Raw genomic sequence first — 18,222 nt, forward strand, 5'->3', positions numbered from 1 at the left:
GCGTTCGGTGGTCTATCTCGACACCGACGCGCCCTTCCAAGCAGCCGCATCGGTTCTGGGTTCCGGGCTCAAGCGCTGCGGGCTTGCCCCGGAATGAGGGGGGCGGTTCAGCCCAGAACGCCGCCCTTGCGGGCGTAGTCGATATAGATCTCGCGCAGGCGCAGCGCAGTCGGGCCGGGCGCGCCGTTATGGATCGTGTGGCCGTCGATCGTGGTCACCGGCATGACGAGGCTGGTCGCGGAGGTGATGAAGGCCTCCTCGGCGTCGAGCGCCTCTTCCAGCGTGAATTCGCGCTCCTCGAAGGTGAAGCCGGATTCGGCCAGATAGGCCAGCACCGCCTTGCGGGTGATGCCCGGCAGCACCTTGTTGGAGAGCGGGCGCGAGATCAGCGTCTTGCCCTTGACGATCCAGGCGGTGGAGGAGGCGCCCTCGGTCACCACGCCGTCCTCGGTGAGCCAGGCCTCCTGCGCGCCGCTTTCCAGCGCGAACTGCTTGGCGAGCACCGGGGCGAGCAGGTTGACGCTCTTGATGTCGCGGCGCGCCCAGCGCAGGTCCGGCGTCGAGACGACCTTGATGCCGGTCTTGGCGCCCGGCGCGTTCACGAAATTGCGGGCCTGGGTGAACATTACCAGCGTCGGCTGGACATCCTTCGGGAAGGGGAAGTCGCGATCGGCAGCGCCGCGCGAGACCTGCAGGTAGATGCCGCCCTCGTCGAGGTTATTGCGCTTGATCAGCTCTTCATGAACAGCGACGAGCTCGGCCTTCGACCAGGGCAGGGCAAGACGGATTTCGCCGCAGGAGCGCTCGAGCCGGGCCAGATGTGCCTCGCAATCGACGAGCTTGCCGCCGATCACCGCCGAAACCTCGTAGATGCCGTCGCCGAAGATGAAGCCGCGGTCGAAAACGGAGATCTTGGCCTCTTCCTCGGGAAGATAGGCGCCATTGACGTAGACGATGCGGCTCATCGATGCGGACTCGCTGATTGGAAGGGAACGCCGGACCTTCCTAGCGAAGCTTCGCGCCGGTTGCGAGCCTCACGGCGGGGAAACGGCCCGGCGTCTGGTGCAGGGCATAGTCAATTTCCAGAGCCCTCATCCTGAGGAGCGCCGAAGGCGCGTCTCGAAGGATGTTCCAGATGGTTCGGGAGCCTCCTGAAGCATCCTTCGAGACGGCCCTGCGGGCCTCCTCAGGATGAGGGCTTCGAAATCAATGGCCTTTCAGGCCTTCAGGCTCAGGAAACGCGTCGGGATCGCGCCGCGCAGGTTCTGCTCGAAGCCGGTGAGCTTCGGCGAGACCAGGTTCTTGGTCGAGTAATGCAGCACCGGAATCCAGGGCTCCTCGCGGATCACGATGCTGTCGGCCTCGCGCAGGATCGCGGCGCGCCGGGCGAGGTCGAGCTCTTCGGTCGCCAGCTTCATCAGCGCGTCGAATTGCGGGTTCCTGTACTTGCCGATGTTGAAGCCGGCATTGTCGCTCTCGAACAGGAACAGGAAGTTCTGCGGATCGGAATAATCGCCGACCCAGCCATAGCGGGCGACGTCGAAATCGCCGCCATCGCGCAGATAGGCGAAATGCGTGCGGAAATCGGTCTCAACGAAGCGGGTCTCGACGCCGATGGCGCGCCACTGCTCGGCGATCGCTTCCGCCGTGTGGCGGTTGTTGTCGGTGGTGTTGAAGCGGAACTCGACCTGAAGCGGTACGCTGCCGAAGCCGGCCGAGGCGAGCAGGCGCTTGGCCTCGTCCTCGCGCTCCAGCACCGAAGCGTGGCGGAAATCGAGCTCGGCTCGCTCGCCGTAATTGCCGATATGCGGGGGAATCACGCCATAGGCCGGCAGCATCGTGCCGCCCCAGACCCGGTCGGCGATGAATTCGCGGTCGATCTGCAGCGAGAGCGCCCGCCTGACGCGCTCGTCGTCGAAGGGGGCCTTGGCGCTGTTGATGATCAGGAAATAGGTCGCGAGATAGGGGCCGATCCGGACCTGATCGCCGAGCTTGTCCTTGAGAGACTTGAACTGGTCGGCCGGGATGTCAGTCGTCAGGTGCAATTCGCCGGCCTGGAAGCGCCGCGCGGCCGCCGCTAGGTCCGAGGCCGGGTAGAAGATCACGGTATCGATCTTCACATCGGTCGCCGCATGGAAATGCGGGTTGCGGTCGAGCCGGATATGCGAATTCGGCGCCAGCTCCTTGAGCATATAGGGGCCGTTGGTGATCCAGTTTTCCGGCCGGCCGGGCTCCTGCGCGGCCCTGGCCACGCTGGCCGGGTGCACGGGCAGGGCGCTTTGATGGGTCAGCAATTCCAGCAGATAAGGCGTCGGCTGCTCCAGCGCGATCTCCAGCGTGCCCTCGTCGGGAGCGCTGACACCGAGCGTTTCAAGCGAGGAACCGTTGGCGGCCTTGTGAATCGCCTGGGCATTGCGGATCGGGAAGAGCAGGTTGGCGTATTTGGCGCCGGTTTCCGGATTGACGATGCGCCGGAAGGAATGGACGAAATCCGAGGCCTTGACCGGGTCGCCATTGGACCATTTGGCATTGCTGCGAAGCTTGAAGCGCCAGCTTTTGCCGTCCGGGCTCATAGTCCAGCTTTCGGCGACGCCGGGCACGACCTCGCCCTTCATGTCGTGGATGACGAGCCCCTCGCGCAGGTCGCGCAGCAGATGCGCTTCCGCGATGGTCGAGGTCTTGTGCGGATCGAGCGTCTCGGGGTCGCCGTCATTGCCGCGGTGGAAGACGATGCGGCCCTGGGCGGCGGCAGCGCGGGTCCCGGCCAGGATGGCGGCGAAGGCCAAAGGGGCATGGCGGCGCGTGACGTCGAGCATGGCAACCTCCCTCAGTCGGGCGTCGCTGCGAGCGATGCCCGACTAAGGGAATTAGACCGCGTGACGTTGAGTCTGCCAAGCGGGAAAACGACGGCGTGGCCGCGGTTTTCGCCACCCGGCTGTCAGGAGTTGGCTACAGGTTCACAGCGTGGCCGCAGCCGCGGCGCTTTCCTGCGCCTCGACCACCGCGACGGCGGTCATGTTGACCACGCCGCGTGCCGTCACCGAGCCGGTGAGGATATGCGCCGGCTTGGCCGTGCCGATCAGGATCGGGCCGACGGGCAGCGCATCGGCCATCACCTTGGCGAACTGGTAGGAGATGTTGGCTGCGTCGAGATTCGGGAAGATCAGGACGTTCGCCATCTCCTTCAGCGTCGAGGAGGGCAGGACGCGCTCGCGGATCAGCGGGACGAGGGCGGTGTCGGCCTCCATCTCGCCGTCGCATTCGAGATGCGGTGCCCGCTCGCGGATCAGCTTCAGCGCCTTGCGCATCTTCAGCGAGGAGGGCGTGTCGGCCGCGCCGAAATCGGAATGCGAGAGCAGCGCGATCTTCGGGTCGATGCCGAAACGCTGGACATGGCTCGCCGCCAGCACGGTCATGTCGGCGATCTCCTCCGCCGTCGGATCGTGCTTCACATGGGTGTCCGACATGAAGAAGGCGCCCTTGTTGGTGATGATCAGGGTCATCGCCGCGAGGTCGCAAACGCCCGGCGCCAGGCCGATGATGTCCTTGATATGCCGCAGACGCGACATGAACCGGCCTTCGAGGCCGGAGATCATCGCGTCGGCCTCGCCCCGCGCCACGGCGAGCGCCGCGATCACGGTATTGTTGGTGCGCACCAGCGAGCGCGCCGCCTCGGGGGTGATGCCGCGCCGACCGGCGATGTCGAGATAGGTCTGGACATAGTCGCGATAGCGCGGGTCGTCCTCGGGGTTCACCACCTCGAAATCGATGCCGGGCTTCAGCGACAGGCCGAAGCGTTGGATGCGCGTCTCGATCACGCTCGGGCGGCCGATCAGGATCGGGACGGCGAGCCCTTCCTCCAGCGCGACCTGGGCGGCGCGCAGCACGCGCTCGTCCTCGCCTTCGGCATAGATCACGCGCTTGGGATCGGCCTTGGCCTTCTGGAAGAGCGGCTTCATCAGGAAGCCGGAGCGGAAGACGAAGCGCGAGAGCTGTTCGCGATAGGCTTCGACATCGATCAGCGGCTTACGGGCGACGCCGGTCGCCATCGCCGCCTCGGCGACGGCGGGCGCGATGCGCATGATCAGGCGCGGATCGAACGGGTTCGGGATCAGCGAGGTCGCGCCGAAGGTCGAGGCCTCGCCGCCATAGGCGCGCGCCGCGATATCGGAGGTCGCCTCGCGGGCGAGCGAGGCGATGGCGCGCACCGCGGCGAGCTTCATCGCCTCGTTGATCGTCGTCGCCTGCACGTCGAGCGCGCCGCGGAAGATATAGGGGAAGCACAGGACGTTGTTGACCTGGTTCGGATAGTCCGAGCGGCCGGTGCAGATCATCGCGTCGGGCCGCACTGCGAGCGCGTCTTCCGGCGTGATCTCGGGATTGGGATTCGCGAGCGCCAGGATCAGCGGCTTGGGCCCCATCTGCTTGGCCATCTCGGGCTTGAGCACGCCGGCGGCGGAGAGGCCGAGAAAGATGTCGGCGCCGCCGATGATGTCGCTGAGCGTCCGCGCATCGGTCTCCTGCGCGTAGACCTCCTTCCAGCGGTCCATCAGCGTGTTGCGGCCCTTGTAGACCACCCCGTCGATATCGCTGATCCAGATGTTCTTGCGCTGCGCGCCGAGCTCGACCAGCAGGTTGGTGCAGGCGAGTGCGGCTGCGCCCGCGCCGGAGACGACGATCTTGACGTCGGCGATCTTCTTGCCCGCGAGGTCGAGGCCGTTCAGGACGGCGGCCGAGACGATGATCGCCGTGCCGTGCTGGTCGTCATGGAAGACCGGGATATTCATCCGGGCCTTGAGCTGCTCCTCGATCTCGAAGCATTCCGGCCCCTTGATGTCCTCGAGATTGATGCCGCCGAAGGTCGGCTCCAGCGCTGCGACGACCTCGACGAATTTCTCGATGTTCTTCTGCTCGACCTCGATGTCGAAGCAGTCGATCCCGGCGAATTTCTTGAAGAGGACGGCCTTGCCCTCCATCACCGGCTTGGAGGCGAGCGGGCCGATATCGCCGAGGCCGAGCACGGCCGTGCCATTGGTGATGACGGCGACGAGGTTCTGGCGCGAGGTCAGCTCGGCGGCCTCGGAGGGATCGTCAACGATCGCCTCGCAGGCGGCTGCGACGCCGGGGGAATAGGCGAGCGCCAGGTCGCGCTGGTTGCCGAGCGGCTTGGTTGCCTGGATCTCGATCTTACCGGGCCGGGGCTGGCGGTGGTAGACGAGCGCGCCCGAGCGCAGATCGGTGGAGAGGGTGCTTTTCATGGCGCTAGTCTTCCCCGCAGTACGAGCACTGCTGGTCGCGCGAAAGCCCCTATGCCGTCAAGCCGTCGGTGCTGCCAGCAGTTTCGCCGGGGCGGAAAGGATGAGGCGGGCGCCAACTTGAATCAATGTGGCAAGATGCTAAATCAGCATGCGAGAAGTCGCACGCAAGCGCCGGAAACGATTCGACAAATTCACGGCGCCATCGGCGCGAAGTTCAGAACGCCTTGAAGGTGATGATCGTGTGGGTGTCGGCGATCTCGGGGATCGACTGCACCTTCTGCGCGACGAAATGGCCGATATCGACATCGGCCGCGACGTGGAACTTGGCCAGGATGTCGTAATTGCCGGCGGTCGAGTAGATCTCGGAGGCGATCTCGCGATCGGCCAGTTCGCTGGCGACCTCGTAGGTCTTGCCGAGCTTGCATTTGATCTCGACGAAGAAGGTCTGCATCGCGCGCTCCGAAATTCTGATGCGGTCTGGATAGAGCCCCAGGCGTGGAAAGATCAAGCGCCGGCGAGCGCGGCGATCCGCAGTGTCATGGCGTTCTCCGGATCAGTCAGCCCGGCGATCACGGTGAAATGGTTGGCGCCGGGGATTTCTTCATAGCGCGTCGTCACCCCTTCCAGCCCCCAGACATCGACCAGCCGGCGGCTCTGCCGGTGATATTCGTCGCTCTCGGCGCCACCGACGACCGCGTCCATCGTCAATCGCGAAGGCGCCGGCCAGAACAGCGGACTTTCCAGCTCCGCGGCAGCCAGGTCGAGATTCAGCGCCTTGTTGATGCTGGTCTCCGTCAGGGGCTTCAGGTTGTAGAGGCCGGAGATGCCATAGGCTGCCGGCACGAGCTGGTCCGGCAGGTCCGGGTCGACATTCTTCCAGTCGGTGGCGAGCGTGCAGGCGCTGAGATGGCCGCCGGCGGAGTGCCCCGTCGCGATCACCGGCAGGCCGAAACGCCGCCAGAGCGCCGCGGCCGCCTGCTGCAATTCCCAGACGATATGGCCGAGATGGACCTGCGGGCAGAGATCGTAGCCGACGACAGCGACCGGCAGGCCGAGCCGGTTCAGTCCGCGCGCCATATGCGAGAAATAGCTGCGGTCGAGCGCCTGCCAGTAGCCGCCATGGATGAACATCACCAGCGCATTGCCGCGGATCGCCTCGGGCTTGAACAGGTCGTAGGCTTGGCGCTCGCCTTCGCCATAGGAGACGTCCAGCTCGGACAGCGCTTCGCTGCGATAGGCGGCGGCATCCGCCTGCCAGCCGGCGATGATTCCCGGATGTTCCGGCACGCGGGCGCGGTTGTTGTATTCGGTCTCGTAGTCCGGCGACATCGGTCTTCCATCGCTGAGATGCGTGGGTCTGCTGGGCCGCACCGTGGCAGCCCGGCGCGCTTCGCGCCAGCGCTTTTGACATGACCCCGCTCCGGCGCCAAAAGGCGGCAAGCCCGTACCAATGGGCAACGGAGGTCGCCATGGAAAACCCTGTTCTCGCCGAGGTCACACGCGGCAATGTCATCGAATCGCGCCATCGCGGCGCGGCGATCGTCGCCGATGCCGATGGTGGCGTGGTGTTCTCCGCAGGCGATGTCGAGCGCCCGGTCTTCCCGCGCTCAGCCGTCAAGGCGATCCAGGGCCTGCCCTTGATCGAAAGCGGGGCCGCTGACCGCTACGGGCTGACCGAGGCCGAGATCGCGCTTGCGGTCTCCTCGCATTCCGGCGAACCGCTCCATGCCCAGACGTCGCTCGCGATGCTGCGCAAGGCCGGCCGCGACGCCGGTTGCCTCGAATGCGGCGCGCATTGGCCGTCGAACGACGGCGTCTCGCGCGCCCTGGCGAAGTCGGGCGCCGAGCCGAGCGCCCTCAACAATAACTGCTCCGGCAAGCATGCCGGCTTCGTCTGCCTGTCCTGCAACATGGACGAAGACCCCAAGGGTTATGTGAAGGCGAGCCATCCCGTGCAGCAGGCCGTGCGCGGCGCGCTGGAGGCCGTGACCGGTGCAGTACATAGCGCCGACCGCATGGGCATCGACGGCTGCTCGATCCCGTCCTACGCCGTCCCGCTTTCGGCCTTGGCTCTGGGCTTCGCCCGGCTCGGCACCGGCCGCGGCTTCGGGCCGGAGCGGGCGAAGGCGGCGGCGCGCATCCGGGCGGCGGTTGCGGCCCATCCCTTCATGGTCGCCGGCACCGGCCGCTACGACACGCGCCTGATGGACCTGCTCGGCGCGCGCGCCTTCACCAAGACCGGGGCTGAGGGCGTCTATTGCGCCGCCTTGCCCGAACTCGGCTACGGGATCGCCCTGAAATGCGATGACGGCGCCGGCCGCGCCGCCGAGATCGCGCTCGGCGCGCTGATCGCACGTTTCCTGCCGATGGACGACGCCACGCAGGCCGCTTTCGCGCCGCTGCGCGAGACCGTCCTGAAGAACTGGAACGGCATCGAGGTCGGCCGCATTCGCGCGCCCGCGGCCTGAACCGGGCTCAGCGCACCGCGTTGTTCGCCACCACGATCCCTGACGCCCTGGCGTCGGGGGCCTTCGTCAGGTCGCCGGAGACGGGCTTGCCGTATTCGGTGCCGATCACGGCGCCGTTGCGGGCCTCGGAAATGACGTTGTTGGCGACCAGCGCGTTGCGCTCCTTCGGCACCAGCGAGACCGAGATGCCGATCCCGGTCTTGCTGATGACGTTTCCGGTGGCGGCGAGATTGCGCATGGCCCAGGACCAGCCGAGCACGATGCCGACCTCGCTGGCATTCTCGATGACGTTCCCGGTCACCGCCGCTTCCGCCTCGACCTGGATGCCGAAGCCGCCGCCCGGCTCCTTGCTGAAGGGCGCGGCCCTGCGGGTCGCGTTGCGGATGATATTGTTGGCGCAGACCGCGATGCGCCCGCCATGGTCGAGATTGGTGATGCAGGCCCCCACCGCGCAGTCCTCGAGATAATTATTGGCCAGGATCGCGCCCTCGAAGGCAAATTCGGAGAAGAGGCCGACTTCGCCGCAGCGCCGCCCCTGATTGCCGAGGATCTGGACGCCCGAGCCGGAATTGTTCCGGATGAAGGTCAGCGCACAGTCGCGGATCTGGTTACCCTCGACAATCACACCACCGGCGCGAAAGACATTGATGCCGTTGCCGTTCTGGCCGTCGCCGCCACCATCCGTCCTGATGCGCGCCACATGGTTGCCGCGTACGATCGAGCCGTCGTCGCCCGGCTGGTTGCGCCAGATCTGGATGCCGTTATTGCCGCAATCCTCGATCCGGTTCTGCTCGACGACAAGGCTCTTCGAATCGATGGCGAACACGGCTACGTCCCGCATGTTGCCGAAGCGGTTCGCCGTGATGCGCCCGCCGCAGCGGTCCAGTGTCAGGCCGGCGGAACCGGCCTTGGCGAAGGCGCAGCCGGAGACCGTCAACTCGCCGACATTCTCGGCGGTCAGCAGTCCGCTGCGCTGGGTGGCGGGAATGTCGAGCCCGTCGAAACTCAGGCCGGAGAGTTCCGCCCGGCCAATATTGCGGGCGATCAGGACCGGCTGGCCGTTGGCGGTGACGAGATACGTTTCGCCGGGCACCCCGACAATCCGCATATTCTCCGGCAGGACAACGCCGCCGACCCGATAGCGGCCCGGAGCCAGCAGCAGTGGCGCACCACGCGCGGCGGCCTGCTTCAGCGCGGTCTGCAACTGCCGCGACTGATCCTCCGTGGCACCGGGACGCAAGCCGAACTGGCCGGCATCGAGCCCGAGTTGGCCGAGCGGGCCGGCAGCCGTTCCGCGCGATTGCGCGCGGGCGGGCAGAACGGCTGAGGCCGTGCCGAAAAGGCCCATCGCCAGCACGCCGCGTCGGGAAAGCATCATGGAAGCTCCTGTTCGGCCGGTGCGGATCAAGCCCTGTGCCAGTCTGGGCTGTGCCGATCTGGGACCGCTTCGCTGGTCGCGACAGTATCCGGGAAAAGGGCGCATTCGGCGGTTTTGCACGGAAGCGTGCCGTCATCCCGGGCTTGCCCCCGGGATCCGATCGTAAAGCGCTGGAGCCCTACGATGGATCCCGGATCTCCACTTCGCTGCGTCCGGGATGACGCGTGTTTCCGAGAAAAGCTTACGAGTTCTACAGCCCCAACGCCCGGGCGATCTCCTCGGCCGCTGCCGTCGGGGGCAGGCGGCCGGCCGCGACGGCGGCTTCCAGCTCGGGCGTGCGGGCCTTGAGGGCAGGATCGTGCCGCAGCTTCGCCTGCAATCGGTCCTGCACCATCGCCCACATCCATTTCACGTCCTGCTTGCGGCGCTTTTCGGCGATCAGACCTTTGGCCTCGAAGCGGGCGCGGTGATCCTCGACCTTGGTCCAGAGGGCATCGAGACCGAGCCCGGTCAGCCCCGATATCGTCACGACCGGCGTGCTCCAGAGCGACGAGGCCGGCGCCAGGATGTGCAGTGCGGCCTTGTATTGCGCGGCGGCGGCGCGGGCAGGCGTTGCGCCGTCGCCATCGGCCTTGTTGACCGCGATCATGTCTGCGAGCTCGATGATGCCCTTCTTGATGCCCTGCAATTCGTCGCCGGCATTGGGCAGCATCAGCACGAGGAAGAAATCGGTGAGGTCGGCGACTGCGGTCTCCGACTGGCCGACGCCGACCGTCTCGACCAGGATCACGTCGAAGCCGGCGGCCTCGCAGAGCAGCATGGTCTCGCGCGTCTTGGCCGCGACGCCGCCGAGCGTTCCGGAGGAGGGGGAGGGGCGGATATAGGCGTTGGGGTCCACCGCGAGCCGGGCCATCCGCGTCTTGTCGCCGAGGATCGAGCCGCCGGTGCGGGTCGAGGAGGGGTCGACGGCGAGCACCGCGACCCTGTGGCCCTTGCCCGTCAGATAGGTGCCGAGCGCATCGATCGTCGTCGATTTGCCCACGCCCGGCACGCCGGTGATGCCGACGCGGATGGCGCGGCCGGTCTGCGGGAGCAGCCGCTGGATCAGGGCCTGCGCCCGTTCGCGATGGTCGGCACGGCGCGATTCCGCCAGCGTGATCGCGCGGGCCAGCGCCGCGCGCTCGCCGGCGAGGATGGCATCGCCGAGCGGATCGGCTGGAGAACTGCTGTCGACCATGCCGCCAGTTAGCAAGTCGTGGACATGGGCGACAAGCACTCCCGACGCTCCACTTGATTCATCACTGTGTCATGTCCGCCTCTTGTGAATCCGCCGTGGCGATGAGACGACTTGATGATGATGTGCGTGGCAATGCGGCTTCGTGTTTTCCTGTTGGTCCTTTTTCTGCCGCTGGCGCTCGCCGCCTGCGGCACGCCGCGCGTGCTTGAGCTGAGCGCAGCGCCGAAGGCGGAGGTCGCGGCGACTGTCCAGATCTATGTCGCGACGACGCGCGAGGTCTCGGCGCAGCCAGTCTATTTCAGCGGCGAACGCGGGCCCAAGCTCTCCTTCGCCCGCCTCGACATCACCGTGCCGCTTACCCACAAGTCCGGCAATCTGGAGCTGCCCGATTCGGGGCCGGGTGACCCGGCGAAGCACTTCACCGCGACCAATCTTCAGAAGCTCGACCTTGCGCCGATCGTCTCCGACGTGCGCAAGGAATTGCAGCGGCGGCCGGCCTCCCAGCGCGACGTGCTGGTCTTCGTCCACGGCTACAACACGAATTTCGCCGATTCGGTCTATCGCTTCGCCCAGATCGTCTATGATTCCGGCTTCAAAGGCGTGCCGGTGCTGTTCACCTGGCCCTCGCGCGGCCAGCTTCTGGCCTATCCCTATGATCGCGAGAGCGCCTTCTATTCCCGCGATTTCCTCGAGGGCGAATCTGCGCGCCATCGCCAGCGATCTCGGCCCGTCGCGCATGGATATCCTGGCCCATTCGATGGGCACGCTGCTGACGCTGGAGACGCTCCGGCAGGCCGCGATCCGCGGCGACGGTGCCTTCGGCGGTAAGCTGCGTGACGTCATGCTCGCGGCGCCGGACGTCGATCTCGACGTGTTCAGGACGCAGATGCGCGCGATCCGCCGGCCTATTACCGTCTTCGTCTCGGCCGATGACCGGGCGCTCGACTTCTCCCGGCGCTTCGCCGGCGACAAGACGCGGCTCGGCGCAGTGTCGAGCAAGGACACCGAGACGATCGCGGAGCTGGAAAAGCTCGGCGTACGGCTGATCGACCTGTCCGAGGTTGCCTCCGGCGACAGCCTCAACCACGCGAAATTCGCGTCCTCGCCGAAAGTGGTGCAGCTCATCGGCCAGAGGCTGCAGCAGGACAAGGGCATCGGCTTCGCCGGGCCGCAATTCGGCGACCGGCTTGGCGATGTCGCCGGCGGCGTCATGGGCACTGTCGGCTCGACCGTCGGGCTTGTCGTTACCGCGCCGATCCAGATCATTTCCGGCGCCGCGCAATGATGTCGCTTCCATGCAACGCCTGCGCGATCCCGCGCAGGCCGCGGTGGCCTTGCCCCATTCTGGCCGCCTTGGCCTGCCTTTAGAGTTACGGCTGCCAGTTCGGCCTCTCACATTCTGACCGGATATTCGTCTCCATGCCCGTTACAAGGCGCGCCTTTTCATGCCGTTCGCTGGCCCTCGCCGCGTTCCTGCCGCTCGGGCTCGCCGCCTGCGCGCAGAGCGAAGCGAGCGTATCGCCCTTCTCCGAACCGGAGCGTGCCGATACCTCGGCGCTCGGCAAGGACCCACGTCTGCTCGTCATGACGACCCGCCGGTCGACCGGCAATGCCACACCCTATTTCAACACGGATCGTGGTCCGCTGACCTTCGCCGAGACGAGGCTGTCGCCGCCCGGGCGCGGCATCTCGGGCCGCGTCTCCTCGGCGGTCAGCGGCGACTGGGAGGTGCTCGGGATCTCGCGTGAGACCACGGGGGACGCCGCGGCGCGCGCCTTCTCCGATGCCGTGAACGGCCGCGACGTGCTGCTCTATATCCATGGCTTCAACGAAACCTTCGAGACCGCTGCCCGCAGCGCAGGCCAGCTCTCCCACTCCCTGGAATTCCAGGGCCGCACCGCCCTGTTCACCTGGCCCTCCGGCGGCAAGCTCTTCGACTATGCCTATGACCGCGAGAGCGCGCTCTGGTCGCGCGACGGCTTCGTCCAGACGCTGCAGGCGCTCGTCGCCAACCCCACGGTGGGTCGCATTCACATCGTCGCCCATTCCATGGGCACCTTCCTGACCTTGGAAGGCCTGCGTGAATTGCGCGATTCCCAGGACGTCTATGCCCGGATCGGCTCGGTCGTGCTGGCCTCGCCCGATGTCGATATCGACGCCTTCGAGCAGACGGTGAAGCGGCTCGGCCCGCTGGCCCAGCGCATGACCGTGATCATCGATCCCGGCGACCGGGCGCTGGCCGTCTCGGCGCGCATCGCCGGTGGCGTCGCGCGCGCCGGTGCGGCGGATCGTTCGCGGCTGGAGGCGTTGGGTGTCAGGGTCGCGGACACCTCCGGGCGGGGCTGGAGCATGTTGCGCCACGACCTCTTCCTGTCCAACAGCGAGGTCACGCAGGTCGTGCGCCGCGCCATGGATCGCGGCGGCTAGAGGAGCGGGCGGAATGGTGCGGTTGGGTTGGGGACTGACGGCGGTCGTGCTGGCGCTTGGCCTCGGCCTGCCCGCCGCTTCTGCCGAAACGCCGGCGCTCTTCGCCGGGACCGGACCAGCCGAGGGCAGCTATGCCGATCCGCTGCCGGCCACCATTGCGGTTTCGAGCTATGCGCCGCCGGCCTGTGCCGACAAGCCTTGTCCGCTGCTGATCGCGATCCACGGGATGGGCCGCAATGCCAAGGGCGCGCGCGATGCCTGGAAGGCTGCCGCCGACCAGGCCGGTTTCCTGGTTCTGGCCCCGCGTTTCGACAAGGAGCAGTTTTCCAGCCGCCGGTTCCAGCAAGGTGACGTGCGCGGCGAGCCCGACAAGGCGAAATGGACATTCGACCTGATCGAGAGGCTGTTCGACGCCGCTCGCGCCAGTGGCCGTGTTGCCGGCGACAGCTATACGATCTTCGGGCATTCGGCTGGCGCCCAGTTCGTGCATCGCATGGTCATGCTGATGCCGGAGGCGCGCATCGCGACGGCGGCCGTGGCGAATGCCGGCTATTACACGCTGCCCGCCTTGGCCGGTGAGCGCGCCTATCCCTATTCGCTCAAGGGCACTCCCGCGACCGATGCGACGCTGACCCGTGCTTTCGCCAAGCCGATGCTGGTCATGCTCGGCGATCAGGACACCGATCCCAATCATTATCAGCTCAACAAGTCCCGCGGTGCCGAGGAGCAGGGGCCGACCCGCTTCGCCCGTGGCGAGCACTTCATCGCAGCGGCCCGCGCGGAAGCGCGCCGTCTTGGTGTGACATTGCGCTGGCGTGAGATCGTCGTGCCCGGCGTCGCGCACGACCAGAGGGGCATGGCCAAGGCAGCGGCGACCGAGTTGTTCACCGCCCGTTGAAAACGGCTAGACCGGCGGCAGGCCGGAGCGCTTCTTGATCGTCGCCAGCGCGAAATTGGATTCGACAGACTGGATGCATTTCAGCCGGGTCGCCTTCTGTTTCAGGAAGCGCTCATAGCCCTCGATGCCATCGGTGACGACGCGCAGCAGGTAGTCCTGCGAGCCGGTCATAAGGTAGCACTCGGCGACTTCGCTCCAGCTTTCGACGGCTTTCTCGAATTCGGCGATCTGCTCCTGGTTCTGCTGGGTCAGCCGCACCGAGACGAAGACGCTGAAGGGCAGGCCATAGGCCTTGGGGTCGACGACCGCCGTATAGCCCTGGATGACGCCGGTCTCCTCCAGCCGCTTCAGACGCCGCAGGCACGGCGTCGGCGAGAGCCCGACGCGCTGCGACAGGTCCTGGTTGGTGATGCGCCCGTCCTCGCGCAGCACGGCGAGAATCCGGCGGTCGATGCTGTCGAGCACGATATGCTCCATCCCTGTCAAAATTGAGCAGAAAGCTGCTCAGCGCACATTAGGATGATGCTGATCGGCCAAGCAATGGCGCGCTGATGGGAATAATCTGATGCCAGAAACCGGCCTGCGTCGCAGGATCGCAAGGGAGAGCGCCATGAGCGAAGACAACTACCACAAGGACCGGATCGCCAACCGCAAGCTCCATCCCGAGACGCTGATGATGGGCTTCGGCTATTCGCCGGCCATGTCGGAGGGCTCGCTCAAGCCGCCGGTCTTCCTGACCTCGACCTTCGTTTTCCAGAACGCCCAGCAGGGCAAGGACTTCTTCGATTTCACCTCGGGCCGGCGCCAGCCCAAGCCCGGTGAGAAGCCCGGCCTGGTCTATTCGCGCTTCAACCATCCCAACATGGAGATCCTCGAGGATCGCCTGGCGATCTGGGACGAGGCCGAGAAATGCGCCGTCTTCGCCTCGGGCATGGCCGCGATCGCGACGACCTGCTTTGCCTTCCTGCGGCCGGGCGACACGATCCTGCATTCCCGCCCGCTCTACGGCGGCACCGAGACGCTGCTGAAGAACCAGATGGGCGCCTTCGGCGTCACGCCCTTCGGGTTCACCGACGGGCTCGACATCGAGCAGATGCGTGACGTCGCGCGGGCCGCCGCTGCCAAGGGCCGCGTCGCGATGATCCTGGTCGAGACCCCGGCCAACCCGACCAATGGTCTCGTCGACCTCGCCGCCTGCAAGGCGATCGCGGACGAACTCGAGAAGTCGCAGGGCCACCGCCCGCCCGTCGTCGTCGACAACACCATGCTCGGCCCGAAATACCAGAAGCCGCTGAAGCAGGGCGCCGATCTCTCGCTGCTCTCGCTGACCAAATATGTCGGCGGCCATTCCGACCTCGTCGGCGGCTCGATCAGCGGCTCCGAGGCGCTCGTCCGTCAGGTCAAGGCCTGGCGCGGTTCGCTCGGCACGCAGGCCGATCCGAACTCCTGCTGGATGCTGATGCGCTCGCTGGAGACGCTCGATATCCGCATGAGCCGCGCCAACGAGAACGCTAAGCTTGTGGCGGAGTATCTCGCGAGCCACCCCAAGGTCGCCAGGGTTCATTATCTCGGCAATCTCAAGGACGGCGATCCGCGCAAGGCGGTCTTCGACCGTCAGTGCACGGCGGCAGGCTCGACCTTCGCCTTCGACGTCAAGGGTGGCGAGAAGGAGGCCTTCGCGCTGCTCGACAACCTCCAGATCATGAAGCTCGCGGTCAGCCTCGGCGGCACCGAGACGCTGGTCTCCCATCCGGCGGCGATGACCCATTCCGGCGTCGCCCGCGAATTGCGCGAGGAGATCGGCTTGACCGATGCGCTGATCCGCATCTCGGTCGGCATCGAGAACATCGAGGACCTGATCTCGGATCTGGCGCAGGCCTTCGAAGCGGTGTGATGCTGCGCGGTCGCGGCGCTTGCCTCAGCCGAGGCCGAGGAAAAGCGCCAGCGACCGGTTTACCGTGATCATCATCTCGGGATCGAGGCGGCCGAAAACCGGGCCGACCCGCTCCCGGCGCACGGTCATCGCCTTGTCGACCATGATCTGGGAGGCAAGGCGAAACCCGTTCGTCGCGTCGGGCTCGACGCTCAATCGGATGAGCGGCGCATCGACGAGATCGCTGGAGATGAGCAGCAAGGTCACCGTCGCCGTCAGCTCGAACGGATCGGCCTGAACGACGAGGGCAGGGCGCGGCTTGCCGAAATCCCCCGCGATCGCGACGGTGACGAGGTCACCGCGCTTCATTCGGGGCGCGGTTAAGGTCTTCAAGGGCGATGTCGAGGAACGCGTCCAGTTCCCGATCAGTGTTGTCGCTCGCGGCAACGAGGCGGGCCTGACGGCTGCACTCCGTGCTGAACCCGGGGCTTCGCGTATCGGGAACCCAGATTTGAACTGGCCGCAGCCCAGCCGCCCGCAAGGCATCACGGCGCTTCTGAACTCGTCTCGCAGTCGAACTGGCCATATCGATCACCTCGATCATCGTTACATGTAACGATTACTTGGGTGCTCTGCAAGGCTGGCTGACGCTGCGGGCCTTAAACCCCGACCCGTCCCCAGCCCGGTAGCTTCAGCGCCGGGCTGCGCAGGTCGAGCCCGGCGACGAGGCCGAGCAGGTTGATCTCGATACCCTCGACCCAGCCGACGGTGACGCCGGCGAGCCCATAGAGCGAGGCCTGGATGCCGGTGCGGCTTGCGGTCAGCCCGGCGAAAAGGCCATCGGCGCGCCAGTCCTTGCCGAGTGCGGTCGGTGGCAGCGCCTGCCGGAGCTCCGGCACCTCCGCCAGGACATGCTGGACGAAGCTGTTCGAGTTCGGGCCCGGCCAGGCGAGATAGCTGCCGGGACTGGAATAGGTGTAGTCAGCCACGGCGGCACGGATGCGCGGGATCAGACGCTCGGCCGCTTCCCCGCGAATTTCGGCAACGGGCTCGGGTATGTTGCCGAACCAGCGGCCATCGGCCTCGCGATGGTTGACCCGGAGCGGTGCGCCCCAGCCGACGACGTCGAAGCGGGTATAGGCGGAAGCGCCACGCTCCTTCACCACGACCCAGGAATGATGCGCGAAGATACCGCGCCAGCGCCCGACACGCGCGGCGAAGACATGCACCGTCGCTTCGGGCTCGGCGGAAGCCGCCGGCAGGAGCTTGGCGCTCGTCCAGTCGGCGCGCTGCCAGTTCGGCGCATGCGTCTGCCAGGTCCACCAGCCCGCATGGCTCGCGAGCGGCAGCAGGAAGGCAATCGCGAAGAACAGCAGGAAGCGGCGGAACAGGCGCATGCGGTACGGTATGTGCATGACGGCGGAGGCCGGCAAGGCTGCTGCCGTTCACGCTTGCGTCAGGCGCAGCTTGCCTGTGCGCGGGCGTTCGATCGCGCCCGATCGCGGTTGAAGCCGGGGGGAAAGCTGGTAGCGTGCGCGCACCAACACGATGGAGGGGCGGATTGGGTAGGACGACGAAGCGACTGACCGAGGCGATTGCCGCTTGCGCGATCGGATTGGGACTTCTGACCACGCCGGTGACCGCGCAGGACAAGCAGCTGCGCATCTTCAACTGGTCCGATTATGTCGATCCGGAGGTGCTCGACGCCTTCAAGAAGGAAACCGGCATCACCGTCGTCTACGACACCTTCGACCAGATGGAGACGGTCGAGACCAAGCTTCTCGCCGGCAAGACCGGCTACGACCTGATCGTCGTCACAGCCTCCTTCCTGCCGCGCCATATCCCGCTCGGCCTCTACCAGCCGGTCGACAAGGACAAGGCGCCCAACCTCAGGAATCTCTGGCCGGAAATCCAGACCCGGCTGTCGAAATACGATCCCGGCAACAAATACGCCGTGAACTACATGTGGGGCACCACGGGGATCGGCTACAACACCGCCAAGATCAAGGAGCGCCTCGGTCCCGATGCGGTGATCGACAGCTGGAAGATCGTCTTCGAGCCGGAGACGCTGAAGAAGCTCTCGAATTGCGGCGTCCATGTCCTCGATGCGGTCGAGGAGATGTTCCCGGCCGCTCTGCGCTATCTCGGGCTCGATCCCGACTCCAAGAACGAGGCCGATCTCAACAAGGCCGGGGAGCTCCTGCGCAAGATCCGCCCGCATATCCAGAAGTTCCATTCGTCGGAATACATCAACGCCCTGGCGAACGGCGATATCTGCCTCGCCGTCGGCTATTCCGGCGACATCCTCCAGGCCAAGAAACGCGCCGAGGAAGCGAAGAACGGCGTCCAGATCGCCTATTCTATCCCGAAGGAAGGTGCGCTGATGTGGTTCGACTCGCTGGTGATCCCGAAGGATGCCGGCAATGTCGAGGCCGCCATGAAGTTCATCGACTTCGTCAACAAGCCCGAGATGGCGGCGAAGAACTCGGACTTCATCCAGTATGCCAACGGCAACATCGCCTCGAAGCCGTTCCTCTCGGCGGCGGTGCGCGACAATCCCGGCATCTATCCGTCGGACGCGGTGATGGGGCGGCTCTACACGATCACGCCCTATGACCAGAAGGCGCAGCGGCTGGTGAACCGGCTCTGGACCCGCGTGAAGACCGGCAAGTGACCGGCACCG

18 protein-coding genes are annotated in these 18,222 nt (G+C 66.2%); 7 read left to right on the forward strand and 11 right to left on the reverse strand.

Annotated features, from left to right (window positions below; genetic code table 11):
• Nucleotides 1–107 precede the first annotated feature (107 nt).
• The 5 genes from ACFJGT_RS05540 to ACFJGT_RS05560 form a co-directional block, all read right to left on the reverse strand.
• Nucleotides 108–965, reverse strand: coding sequence for a D-amino-acid transaminase (locus ACFJGT_RS05540; protein WP_377846690.1), 858 nt, complete (start codon nt 963–965; stop codon nt 108–110).
• Nucleotides 966–1,217: 252 nt separating this feature from the next.
• Entirely contained in the window at nt 1,218–2,816 is a 1,599-nt protein-coding gene (locus ACFJGT_RS05545; protein ID WP_377846692.1) for a peptide ABC transporter substrate-binding protein, read from the reverse strand.
• A gap of 141 nt (nt 2,817–2,957) precedes the next feature.
• Nucleotides 2,958–5,258, reverse strand: coding sequence for an NADP-dependent malic enzyme (locus tag ACFJGT_RS05550; RefSeq protein ID WP_377846693.1), 2,301 nt, complete (start codon nt 5,256–5,258; stop codon nt 2,958–2,960).
• Nucleotides 5,259–5,472: 214 nt separating this feature from the next.
• Nucleotides 5,473–5,709 carry an Lrp/AsnC ligand binding domain-containing protein gene (locus ACFJGT_RS05555; RefSeq protein WP_038361355.1) on the reverse strand — a complete coding sequence of 79 codons (237 nt, stop codon included), beginning with the start codon at nt 5,707–5,709 and terminating at the stop codon, nt 5,473–5,475.
• A 53-nt stretch (nt 5,710–5,762) separates the two neighbouring features.
• Complete coding sequence (locus ACFJGT_RS05560; protein ID WP_377846694.1) at nt 5,763–6,587, reverse strand: alpha/beta hydrolase; 825 nt, start codon at nt 6,585–6,587, stop codon at nt 5,763–5,765.
• A gap of 140 nt (nt 6,588–6,727) precedes the next feature.
• Here ACFJGT_RS05560 and ACFJGT_RS05565 point away from each other — a divergent pair, with 140 nt between their 5' ends.
• Nucleotides 6,728–7,726 (forward strand): asparaginase, encoded by a 999-nt coding sequence (locus tag ACFJGT_RS05565; protein WP_377846696.1) that lies wholly within the window; start codon nt 6,728–6,730, stop codon nt 7,724–7,726.
• 7 nt (nt 7,727–7,733) lie between these two features.
• Here the strand turns inward: ACFJGT_RS05565 and ACFJGT_RS05570 are convergent, their stop codons facing one another.
• Together ACFJGT_RS05570 and meaB are read right to left on the reverse strand one after the other, a co-directional pair.
• Nucleotides 7,734–9,104: a TIGR03808 family TAT-translocated repetitive protein gene (locus ACFJGT_RS05570; protein ID WP_377846698.1), complete on the reverse strand. Its 1,371-nt coding sequence runs from the start codon at nt 9,102–9,104 to the stop codon at nt 7,734–7,736.
• 250 nt (nt 9,105–9,354) lie between these two features.
• A complete protein-coding gene (meaB, locus tag ACFJGT_RS05575; protein ID WP_377846700.1) occupies nt 9,355–10,341 on the reverse strand; it encodes a methylmalonyl Co-A mutase-associated GTPase MeaB in 987 nt (328 codons plus the stop codon).
• Between the two features lie 153 nt (nt 10,342–10,494).
• On the opposite strand from meaB, the gene ACFJGT_RS05580 reads away from it, so the two are divergent.
• The 4 genes from ACFJGT_RS05580 (at nt 10,495) to ACFJGT_RS05595 (ending at nt 13,666) form a co-directional block, all read left to right on the forward strand.
• The gene (locus ACFJGT_RS05580) at nt 10,495–11,169 is read left to right on the forward strand and encodes an alpha/beta hydrolase (protein WP_377846702.1); all 675 of its coding nucleotides are present in this window, start codon (nt 10,495–10,497) and stop codon (nt 11,167–11,169) included.
• Complete coding sequence (locus ACFJGT_RS05585) at nt 11,099–11,626, forward strand: alpha/beta hydrolase (RefSeq protein ID WP_377846704.1); 528 nt, start codon at nt 11,099–11,101, stop codon at nt 11,624–11,626. The genes ACFJGT_RS05580 and ACFJGT_RS05585 overlap by 71 nt, the downstream gene beginning before the upstream one ends.
• Before the next feature lie 134 nt (nt 11,627–11,760).
• On the forward strand, nt 11,761–12,768 hold the full coding sequence (locus tag ACFJGT_RS05590) for an alpha/beta hydrolase (protein ID WP_377846706.1): 1,008 nt from the start codon (nt 11,761–11,763) through the stop codon (nt 12,766–12,768).
• Nucleotides 12,769–12,781: 13 nt separating this feature from the next.
• Nucleotides 12,782–13,666, forward strand: coding sequence for a hypothetical protein (locus ACFJGT_RS05595; RefSeq protein WP_377846708.1), 885 nt, complete (start codon nt 12,782–12,784; stop codon nt 13,664–13,666).
• Nucleotides 13,667–13,672: 6 nt separating this feature from the next.
• Here the strand turns inward: ACFJGT_RS05595 and ACFJGT_RS05600 are convergent, their stop codons facing one another.
• Nucleotides 13,673–14,143: an Lrp/AsnC family transcriptional regulator gene (locus tag ACFJGT_RS05600; RefSeq protein WP_377846710.1), complete on the reverse strand. Its 471-nt coding sequence runs from the start codon at nt 14,141–14,143 to the stop codon at nt 13,673–13,675.
• Nucleotides 14,144–14,276: 133 nt separating this feature from the next.
• Here ACFJGT_RS05600 and ACFJGT_RS05605 point away from each other — a divergent pair, with 133 nt between their 5' ends.
• Nucleotides 14,277–15,560, forward strand: coding sequence for a cystathionine gamma-synthase family protein (locus ACFJGT_RS05605; protein ID WP_377846712.1), 1,284 nt, complete (start codon nt 14,277–14,279; stop codon nt 15,558–15,560).
• Nucleotides 15,561–15,584: 24 nt separating this feature from the next.
• Here ACFJGT_RS05605 and ACFJGT_RS05610 read toward each other — a convergent pair whose 3' ends face one another.
• From ACFJGT_RS05610 to ACFJGT_RS05620, 3 genes are all read right to left on the reverse strand, one after another.
• Nucleotides 15,585–15,908: a type II toxin-antitoxin system PemK/MazF family toxin gene (locus ACFJGT_RS05610; RefSeq protein WP_377846714.1), complete on the reverse strand. Its 324-nt coding sequence runs from the start codon at nt 15,906–15,908 to the stop codon at nt 15,585–15,587.
• Nucleotides 15,895–16,125: an antitoxin MazE family protein gene (locus tag ACFJGT_RS05615; RefSeq protein ID WP_377848931.1), complete on the reverse strand. Its 231-nt coding sequence runs from the start codon at nt 16,123–16,125 to the stop codon at nt 15,895–15,897. The genes ACFJGT_RS05610 and ACFJGT_RS05615 overlap by 14 nt, the downstream gene beginning before the upstream one ends.
• A 73-nt stretch (nt 16,126–16,198) precedes the next feature.
• Nucleotides 16,199–16,954 carry a DUF3750 domain-containing protein gene (locus tag ACFJGT_RS05620; RefSeq protein WP_377846716.1) on the reverse strand — a complete coding sequence of 252 codons (756 nt, stop codon included), beginning with the start codon at nt 16,952–16,954 and terminating at the stop codon, nt 16,199–16,201.
• A gap of 146 nt (nt 16,955–17,100) precedes the next feature.
• Here ACFJGT_RS05620 and ACFJGT_RS05625 point away from each other — a divergent pair, with 146 nt between their 5' ends.
• Entirely contained in the window at nt 17,101–18,213 is a 1,113-nt protein-coding gene (locus tag ACFJGT_RS05625; RefSeq protein ID WP_377846718.1) for a polyamine ABC transporter substrate-binding protein, read from the forward strand.
• The last annotated feature ends 9 nt before the right edge of the window (nt 18,214–18,222 follow it).

The organism is Allobosea sp. UC22_33 (genome assembly GCF_042700715.1).
In the GTDB taxonomy this organism is placed as follows: Bacteria; Pseudomonadota; Alphaproteobacteria; order Rhizobiales; family Beijerinckiaceae; genus Allobosea.

What these genes read in the sequence shown, in the direction of transcription:
- ACFJGT_RS05545 (WP_377846692.1), bottom strand. Translation starts at nt 2,816, where the DNA reads ATGCTCGACGTCACGCGCCGCCATGCCCCTTTGGCCTTCGCCGCCATC.
- ACFJGT_RS05570 (WP_377846698.1), bottom strand. Translation starts at nt 9,104, where the DNA reads ATGATGCTTTCCCGACGCGGCGTGCTGGCGATGGGCCTTTTCGGCACG.
- ACFJGT_RS05620 (WP_377846716.1), bottom strand. Translation starts at nt 16,954, where the DNA reads ATGCACATACCGTACCGCATGCGCCTGTTCCGCCGCTTCCTGCTGTTC.
- ACFJGT_RS05565 (WP_377846696.1), top strand. Translation starts at nt 6,728, where the DNA reads ATGGAAAACCCTGTTCTCGCCGAGGTCACACGCGGCAATGTCATCGAA.
- ACFJGT_RS05590 (WP_377846706.1), top strand. Translation starts at nt 11,761, where the DNA reads ATGCCCGTTACAAGGCGCGCCTTTTCATGCCGTTCGCTGGCCCTCGCC.
- ACFJGT_RS05595 (WP_377846708.1), top strand. Translation starts at nt 12,782, where the DNA reads ATGGTGCGGTTGGGTTGGGGACTGACGGCGGTCGTGCTGGCGCTTGGC.
- ACFJGT_RS05600 (WP_377846710.1), bottom strand. Translation starts at nt 14,143, where the DNA reads ATGGAGCATATCGTGCTCGACAGCATCGACCGCCGGATTCTCGCCGTG.
- ACFJGT_RS05610 (WP_377846714.1), bottom strand. Translation starts at nt 15,908, where the DNA reads ATGAAGCGCGGTGACCTCGTCACCGTCGCGATCGCGGGGGATTTCGGC.
- ACFJGT_RS05555 (WP_038361355.1), bottom strand. Translation starts at nt 5,709, where the DNA reads ATGCAGACCTTCTTCGTCGAGATCAAATGCAAGCTCGGCAAGACCTAC.
- ACFJGT_RS05540 (WP_377846690.1), bottom strand. Translation starts at nt 965, where the DNA reads ATGAGCCGCATCGTCTACGTCAATGGCGCCTATCTTCCCGAGGAAGAG.
- ACFJGT_RS05605 (WP_377846712.1), top strand. Translation starts at nt 14,277, where the DNA reads ATGAGCGAAGACAACTACCACAAGGACCGGATCGCCAACCGCAAGCTC.
- ACFJGT_RS05550 (WP_377846693.1), bottom strand. Translation starts at nt 5,258, where the DNA reads ATGAAAAGCACCCTCTCCACCGATCTGCGCTCGGGCGCGCTCGTCTAC.
- ACFJGT_RS05585 (WP_377846704.1), top strand. Translation starts at nt 11,099, where the DNA reads ATGGGCACGCTGCTGACGCTGGAGACGCTCCGGCAGGCCGCGATCCGC.
- ACFJGT_RS05560 (WP_377846694.1), bottom strand. Translation starts at nt 6,587, where the DNA reads ATGTCGCCGGACTACGAGACCGAATACAACAACCGCGCCCGCGTGCCG.
- meaB (WP_377846700.1), bottom strand. Translation starts at nt 10,341, where the DNA reads ATGGTCGACAGCAGTTCTCCAGCCGATCCGCTCGGCGATGCCATCCTC.
- ACFJGT_RS05615 (WP_377848931.1), bottom strand. Translation starts at nt 16,125, where the DNA reads ATGGCCAGTTCGACTGCGAGACGAGTTCAGAAGCGCCGTGATGCCTTG.